Annotated in this window: 8 protein-coding genes; 5 read left to right on the top strand and 3 right to left on the bottom strand. The window is 68.7% G+C overall.

The window, feature by feature from the left end:
• Positions 1-117 precede the first annotated feature (117 nt).
• The gene (locus tag ACLML9_RS26765; protein WP_411948113.1) at positions 118-1,029 is read right to left on the bottom strand and encodes an SDR family oxidoreductase; all 912 of its coding nucleotides are present in this window, start codon (positions 1,027-1,029) and stop codon (positions 118-120) included.
• A 44-nt stretch (positions 1,030-1,073) separates the two neighbouring features.
• Positions 1,074-1,871, bottom strand: a complete 798-nt coding sequence (locus ACLML9_RS26760) for an SDR family oxidoreductase (RefSeq protein ID WP_411948112.1) — start codon at positions 1,869-1,871, stop codon at positions 1,074-1,076.
• A 65-nt stretch (positions 1,872-1,936) separates the two neighbouring features.
• On the opposite strand from ACLML9_RS26760, the gene ACLML9_RS26755 reads away from it, so the two are divergent.
• From ACLML9_RS26755 to ACLML9_RS26740, 4 genes are read left to right on the top strand one after another with little or no spacing between them, the layout of a single operon-like run.
• The gene (locus ACLML9_RS26755) at positions 1,937-2,701 is read left to right on the top strand and encodes an enoyl-CoA hydratase family protein (RefSeq protein ID WP_030522925.1); all 765 of its coding nucleotides are present in this window, start codon (positions 1,937-1,939) and stop codon (positions 2,699-2,701) included.
• Between the two features lie 16 nt (positions 2,702-2,717).
• Positions 2,718-3,596 carry a CoA transferase subunit A gene (locus tag ACLML9_RS26750; RefSeq protein WP_411948111.1) on the top strand — a complete coding sequence of 293 codons (879 nt, stop codon included), beginning with the start codon at positions 2,718-2,720 and terminating at the stop codon, positions 3,594-3,596.
• Positions 3,593-4,351, top strand: coding sequence for a CoA-transferase subunit beta (locus ACLML9_RS26745; RefSeq protein WP_411948110.1), 759 nt, complete (start codon positions 3,593-3,595; stop codon positions 4,349-4,351). Before ACLML9_RS26750 ends, ACLML9_RS26745 begins: the two co-directional genes overlap by 4 nt.
• Positions 4,348-5,430: an NAD(P)H-dependent flavin oxidoreductase gene (locus tag ACLML9_RS26740; protein ID WP_411948109.1), complete on the top strand. Its 1,083-nt coding sequence runs from the start codon at positions 4,348-4,350 to the stop codon at positions 5,428-5,430. Before ACLML9_RS26745 ends, ACLML9_RS26740 begins: the two co-directional genes overlap by 4 nt.
• Positions 5,431-5,770: 340 nt before the next feature.
• Here ACLML9_RS26740 and ACLML9_RS26735 read toward each other — a convergent pair whose 3' ends face one another.
• Complete coding sequence (locus tag ACLML9_RS26735) at positions 5,771-6,511, bottom strand: group II truncated hemoglobin (RefSeq protein ID WP_411948108.1); 741 nt, start codon at positions 6,509-6,511, stop codon at positions 5,771-5,773.
• 53 nt (positions 6,512-6,564) lie between these two features.
• Here ACLML9_RS26735 and ACLML9_RS26730 point away from each other — a divergent pair, with 53 nt between their 5' ends.
• Positions 6,565-6,945: a winged helix-turn-helix transcriptional regulator gene (locus ACLML9_RS26730; protein WP_411948107.1), complete on the top strand. Its 381-nt coding sequence runs from the start codon at positions 6,565-6,567 to the stop codon at positions 6,943-6,945.
• Positions 6,946-7,130: the final 185 nt, after the last annotated feature.

Here is a 7,130-nt window from a genome sequence, read left to right as displayed (position 1 = left end):
CTACACCCCTCCCCCCCCCCACCCCCCTCTCCCTACCTGCCCCTTTCCCCACCGGCGCCGGCCCCGACCGGCCGCCGGCCCCCCCCGGCACGGGCCCGTTCGAACAGTAGTGAAACCTTACGCGCCGTATACGGGTTCCGGGGTCGCGCCTTTCGCGATCAGCTCCGAGACCACGGTGCCGAGTTCGGCCGGATTCCACCGCGCGCCACGATCGACCGGCACCCCGTGGCGCCAGCCCTCGGCCAAGGCGAGGCGACCGCCCTCGACCTCGAACATCCGACCGGTGACACCGGCCGATTCCGCGCTGCCCAGCCACACCACGATCGGTGAGATGTTCTCCGGCTCCATGGCGTCGAACCCGTCCTCGGGTGCGGCCATCATATCGGCGAAGACGGTTTCGGTCATCCGGGTGCGCGCCGAGGGGGCGATCGCGTTCACCGTGACGCCGTACCGCCCGAATTCGGCCGCGGCGGTGAGCGTGAGGCCGGCGATACCCGCCTTGGCGGCGCCGTAGTTCCCCTGACCGACACTGCCCTGCAGGCCGGCGCCGGAGCTGGTGTTGATGATCCGGGCGTCCACCGTACGACCCGCCTTGGATTCCGCGCGCCAGTACGCGGCCGCGTGCCGCATGGTGGCGAAATGACCCTTGAGGTGCACGCGGACCACCGAATCCCATTCGTCCTCGGCGAGATTGACCAGCATCCGGTCGCGGACGAATCCGGCATTGTTGACCAGGACGTCCAAGCCGCCGAAGGTGTCCACGGCCTGCTGGATGAGCCGCTGCGCACCCTCCCAGCTCGCCACGTCGTCGCCGTTGGCCACGGCTTCGCCGCCGGCCGCACGGATCTCCGAGACCACCTGCTCGGCGGGGGTTTCCGCGGTCGACTCACCGCTGAGGGTCGAGCCGAGATCGTTCACCACGACCTTCGCTCCCTCGGCGGCGAAGGCCAGGGCGTGTGCCCGGCCGATACCCCGGCCGGCGCCGGTGATGATCACGATCCGTCCGGCGCAGATGCCCTCGGTTGCCATGTTCGTTTCCTATCGTCGATGGTCGATATCTGTTCGAGTTGAGGTCAGGTCTTCGCCGCGGCATCGGAGTGGGTGGCGGTCGCCACCGACAGGAAGGCCGGGGGTTCGCCGCCGCCGTGGATCTGCAGGGTCGCCCCGGAGATGTACCCGGCCAGCGGGGAGAGCAGGAAGGCCACGCCGTTGCCGACATCCTCGGGCCTGGCCAGCCGCCCCATCGGGATGGTCCGGCCGACGGCGGCCACTCCGTCGGCGTCACCGTAGTGCAGAGCGCTCAATTCGGTTTCCACCGCGCCGACCACCAGTGAGTTGATCCGGACCTTCGGGGCCCATTCCGCGGCGAGGGAGACAGTCAGGGCGTCTACTCCCGCCTTGGCCGCCCCGTAGGCGGCGGTACCCGGGGAAGGCCGGTGGCCGCTGAGGCTGGAGATATTCACGATCGAGCCGCCGTCTTCCTGCCTGCTGATCACCGCGTGTGCCGCCTGGGCGACGTGCAGGGCGGAGAGCAGGTTCAGCTCGATGATCTTGGTGTGGAATTTGGGGCTGGCGTCCTGCGCCAGGGCATAGGGGGCGCCACCGGCATTGTTCACCGCGTGATCCAGCCGCCCGTGCCGCCGGACGATCTCGGCGATCAACTCCGCCACGGCTGCCGGGTCGCGGACATCGCACGGCAGGAAGTCGATCTCCCGCCCGTCCACCTCGACCGGGGTATCGCCGGGACGGCGGGCGCATGCCACCACGGTCGCCCCGGCGGAGAGCAGGACGCGGCTGATCCCGGCGCCGACGCCGCGGACGCCGCCGGTTACCAGAACGACGCGATCGGACAGGTCGATTTCGAGTGCCACCGTGTTAACCTACCAAGCAATTGCTTGCTTAGCCAAGATGCTCGAGATGCGAGATGGGATACGCGATGGGGATCAAGCGCCATTCGGAATCCGCCGGTATCGCCGTGGTCACGGTCGACTATCCGCCGGTCAACGCCATACCCTCGGACGGCTGGTTCGCCCTCGCCGACGAGATCCGCGCCGCCGGGCGCGACCCGCAGACCCGCGTGGTGGTGCTGCGCGCCGAGAACCGCGGCTTCAACGCGGGCGTCGATATCAAGGAGATCCAGCGCAAACCCGGGCATCAGGCGCTCATCGACGCCAACCACGGATGCTTCGAGGCATTCGGCGCGGTCTACGACTGCCCGGTCCCGGTGGTCACCGCGGTCCAGGGCTTCTGCCTGGGCGGCGGGATCGGCCTGGTCGGCAACTCCGACATCATCATCGCCTCCGACGACGCGACCTTCGGCCTACCCGAGGTCGACCGCGGTGCGCTCGGCGCCGCCACCCACCTCGCCCGGCTGGTCCCCCAGCACCTCATGCGCGCGCTCTTCTTCACCGCGAGCACCGCCACCGCCCAGCAGCTGCACCATTACGGCTCCGTACTCGAGGTGGTCCCCCGGGAAGAGCTGGACGCCACCGCGCTGAAGGTCGCCGAAAGCATCGCGGCCAAGGACGGCCGGGTCATCCGGGCCGCCAAACGCGCCCTCAACGGCATCGACCTGCAGGACGTGCACCGCAGCTACCGCTTCGAGCAGGGGTTCACCTTCGAACTGAATCTTTCCGGAGCCTCCGACGAGATCCGCGAACGCTTCGACGAAGACCTGGCGGCGCAGAAGGACAAGAACTGACGTGGAACGGAAGACCATGCGAGACAAGCGGAAAACGCTGGACGAGATCGTCGGCGAACTGCGCAGCGGGATGACCATCGGCATCGGCGGCTGGGGTTCCCGGCGTAAGCCGATGGCCCTGGTGCGCGCCCTGCTGCGGTCGGACGTCACCGACCTGACGGTGGTCACCTACGGGGGCCCGGACCTGGGGCTGCTGCTCTCGGCCGGGAAGGTCCGCAAGGCCTACTACGGGTTCGTCTCCCTGGACTCGGCGCCGTTCTACGACCCCTGGTTCGCAAAGGCGCGCACCTCCGGGCAGATCATCGCCCGCGAGATGGACGAGGGCATGCTCAAATGCGGGCTCGAGGCGGCCGCGGCGCGACTGCCTTTCCTGCCGATCCGCGCCGGCCTGGGCTCGGATGTGCCGAAATTCTGGGACGGCGAGCTGCAGACCGTGACCTCGCCGTACCCGGGCCCGGACGGCCGTCCGGAAACCCTGATCGCCATGCCGGCCCTGAACCTCGACGCCGCGCTGGTGCACCTGAATATCGGCGACGCGCACGGTAATGCCGCCTACCAGGGCGTGGACCCCTACATGGATGACCTGTTCTGCCTGGCCGCCGAGAAGCGCTACCTCTCGGTGGAACGCCTCGTGGAGACCGAGGAACTGGTGAAAACCGTTCCCCAGCAGGCGCTGCTGCTCAACCGCATGATGGTGGACGCGGTGGTCGAAGCCCCGAACGGCGCCCATTTCACCCTCGGTGGTGAGAGCTACGGCCGGGACGAGAAATTCCAGCGGCACTATGTCGAAGCCGCCGGGTCGCCGGAGACCTGGCAGACCTTCGTCGACACCTACCTCAGCGGTTCCGAAGCCGACTATCAGGCCGCCGTCGCGCGATTCAAGGAGGAGCGGTGACCAGCACCGAAACCATCACCCGCGCGGAGGTGTGCGCGGTCGCCTGCGCCGAGATCTTCCGCGACGCCGGAGAGATCTTCGCCAGTCCCATGTCGCCGATGGCGCAGCTGGGCGCGCGGCTGGCGAAACTCACCTTCGAACCCGATCTGCTGATCTCCGACGGCGAAGCGTTCTTCCTCGCCGAGACCCCGCCCATCGGCGGCAAGGCGCCGGTGGAGGGCTGGATCCCGTTCCGCAAGGTGTTCGATGTGCTGGCCTCGGGCCGCCGCCATGTGGTCATGGGCGCCAACCAGATCGACCGCTACGGCAACCAGAACCTCTCGGCCTTCGGCCCGCTACAGCAGCCGACCCGGCAGATGTTCGGCGTCCGCGGCGCCCCCGGCAACACCATCAACCACCCCACCAGCTACTGGGTCGGACGGCACACCAGGCGGGTGTTCGGCGAGAGGGTGGATATCGTCGCGGGCGTCGGCTACGACAAGGTCGACCCGGAAAATGCCGCGTTCCGCTTCCATCACATCCACCGGGTGGTCAGCAATCTGGGCGTTTTCGATTTCAACGGCCCGGACCACACGATGCGCGCGCTGAGCCTGCACCCCGGGGTCACCGCCGGTGAGGTCGCGGAGAACACCTCGTTCGAGATCGCCGACCTGGGCACGGCCGAAGAGTCCCGGCTGCCCACCACCGAGGAACTGCGGATCATCCGCGAGGTCCTGGATCCGAAGAAGATCCGCGACCGGGAGGTCCCGCAGTGACACCCCGGCTGCGGACCCCGCTGACCGAACTGGTCGGGATCGAACATCCCGTCGTGCAGACCGGGATGGGCTGGGTGGCGGGCCCGAGCCTGGTCTCGGCCACCTCCAATGCCGGCGGGCTGGGCATTCTGGCCTCGGCCACCATGACCTACGACGAGCTGGAAACGGCCATCGCCAAAACCAAGGCGCGGACCGATAAACCGTTCGGTGTGAACATCCGTGCCGACGCCTCGGACGCGCCCGAGCGGATCGATCTGCTCATCCGCGAGAACGTCAAGGTCGCGTCCTTCGCCCTGGCGCCGAAGAAGGACCTCATCGCCAAGCTGAAAGAGTCGGGCGTGGTGGTGGTTCCGTCGATCGGCGCCGCCAAACACGCGGTGAAGGTCGCCTCCTGGGGCGCGGACGCCGTGATCGTCCAAGGTGGCGAGGGCGGCGGGCACACCGGCCCGGTGGCCACCACCCTGCTGCTGCCGTCGGTCCTGGACGCGGTCGATATCCCGGTGGTCGCGGCCGGCGGTTTCTTCGACGGACGCGGCCTCGCCGCCGCCCTCGCCTACGGCGCCGCCGGGGTCGCGATGGGCACCCGCTTCCTGCTCACGCAGGAAAGCAGCGTCCCGGATTCGGTGAAGCAGGAATACCTGCGCCGCCAACTGGGCGAAACAGTGGTGTCCACCAAGGTCGACGGTATGCCGCACCGGGTGCTCAACACCGAACTCGTGCAGAAGCTGGAGAACTCGGGGCGGGTCCGTGGCCTCACGGCCGCCGTGGGCAATGCGGCCCGGTTCAAGAGCATGACCGGGATGAAATGGTCCACGCTGGTCCGCGACGGTCTGGCCATGCGCAAGGCCAAGGACCTCGGCTGGTCCCAGGTGATCATGGCGGCCAACACCCCGATGCTGTTGCGCGCCGGGCTGGTCGAGGGCAATACCGAGGCGGGCGTACTGGCGGCGGGCCAGGTGAGCGGCATCCTGGAGGATCTGCCGACCTGCCGGGAGCTGATCGACCGGATCGTCGCGGACGCGGTCACCCGGATCGGCACCCTCGCCGAACTGCCCCAGAGCACTGAATCGCAGAGCTGAGACATCCGGCTCCCGGGCCCGTCCACCGCCGGTGGACGGGCCCTTTTCCTATCGGAGGCGGTTTGCTGATCCGGTCGGGCAACCGCGGCCGCGGCCCGGCGCCCGCCGGCCTCCGGTGGCATTCGTGGGGCGCGCCGCGGTAACGACAGCCGGCGGCCGCACCCTCTCGGCAGGACGGTTCACGTGGGGCGGCCACTGGGGCTTCGCCGAGCGCATTGCTCCCGTATCGGCCCGATGGGAGGCCTCGCGGGCATCGCACGTCCTCGATCACCGCCGTGGAGGGGCGGTGTGTCCCGAGGCGCGCCGTGCGCGCGTATACCGCAGCGCCCCGGGTAGGCGCTCAGCCCCGGGGCCAGGGCCGTACCTCACCCCAGCCCCAGGTGGGCGTGGGTTCGCTGTCGCTCGCCGGGGCATCCGGGCCGGAGAACAACAGCGCCATCCGGGTTCCCCATTCCAGATACCCCACGAACGCCGCCCGGAACTCGGCGTCGGCGGGCAGGCCGACCCGGTCGGCGGTATCGATCAGGAGGCTCATCCAGCGCTGACGCTGTTCCTCGGTCAAGGCCCGGCCCCGGTGGCGGGAGATCATGTGCTGGTGGCCGCCGTGCCGCTCCGAGTAGACGGCGGGCCCGCCGAAAACCTCGCCGAGCCAGGCGGCTACATGCTTCGCGTGGTCGGGGTGCATACCCTCGAAAACCGGGCCGAGCACCGGATCCTCGGGTACCCGGTCGTAGAAGGTGTCGAAGAGCTTCCCGAACGCCTCCGCGCCGCCCGCCCAGTCGTACAGCGACGGCACCAACGCGACCGGCTCGTAGTGCCGCATCTCCTCGATACCGGTGACGTAATCCTTGATCTCGGCGAAGAACTCCCGGAAGTGCGAGCTGTTGCGGAACTTCTCCAGATGATCGCTCGCCGAGGTCCAGGTGAGCCGGAGGATATAGACCTCCGGGTCATCGACGCACCGGTCCAGATCGTAGGTCCGGCAGTACGGCGAGAACTGCAACGACACCGCGGCGCGGCGATAGGCATCTTCGAACGCGGCCGGATCGGGAACGCGGTACCGGATGTACTCGGTGATCATGGATGAAGTCGACCACCTTGGGAACAACGGCACAAGAACGTACTTTGTGGTGCGTGAGCGTGCGGCGGACCTTCTACTCCTGCCAGGTCGAACTGGCGATGGACACCATCGGCGGCAAGTGGGCGGTCGTGATCCTCGGCTACCTGAAGGAGCGGCCGCGGCGCTACGGCGAACTGCGCCGGCTCGTTCCCGAGATCACCGAGAAGATGCTGACCCAGCGGCTGCGCGAACTCGAGGCCGCCCGCCTGATCGAGCGGACGGTGGACGAGGGCGCGGTCCGCACCGTGACCTATCGGCTGATCGATCCCGGCCTCCGGCCGGTACTGCAGGCGCTCTACGACTGGGGTGGGACGCTGGCGGCTCGGGACGGTATCGAGATCGGTTCGCCGCGCGCTGACCCGGCGGCATCGAAAGGTGGCGGTCCGGTCGGCTGAACGGCATCGCCGCATCGGCCCGGTGGAAGATCCGGGCCGCGGTACCGGCGAGGAGGGCCGCCGAGCCACTGGCGCTGCCCGCGGGTTCCCTCAGAAAGTGTTGGGGAACCTGATCGGTTAGCTGTTGAGGTCGTCTGCTAGACGGCGGGCGGCCTCGGTTTCGATCGGGCCGGAGGGTTCCACGG

The organism is Nocardia sp. NPDC002869, from assembly GCF_046764065.1.
GTDB lineage: Bacteria > Actinomycetota > Actinomycetes > Mycobacteriales > Mycobacteriaceae > Nocardia > Nocardia rhamnosiphila.
This window is presented reverse-complemented; position numbering and strand designations above follow the sequence as displayed.

Bases quoted from the DNA above. Each gene is read 5' to 3' on its own strand.
- ACLML9_RS26765 (WP_411948113.1), bottom strand. From the start codon at position 1,029: ATGGCAACCGAGGGCATCTGCGCCGGACGGATCGTGATCATCACCGGC.
- ACLML9_RS26755 (WP_030522925.1), top strand. From the start codon at position 1,937: ATGGGGATCAAGCGCCATTCGGAATCCGCCGGTATCGCCGTGGTCACG.
- ACLML9_RS26750 (WP_411948111.1), top strand. From the start codon at position 2,718: ATGCGAGACAAGCGGAAAACGCTGGACGAGATCGTCGGCGAACTGCGC.
- ACLML9_RS26735 (WP_411948108.1), bottom strand. From the start codon at position 6,511: ATGATCACCGAGTACATCCGGTACCGCGTTCCCGATCCGGCCGCGTTC.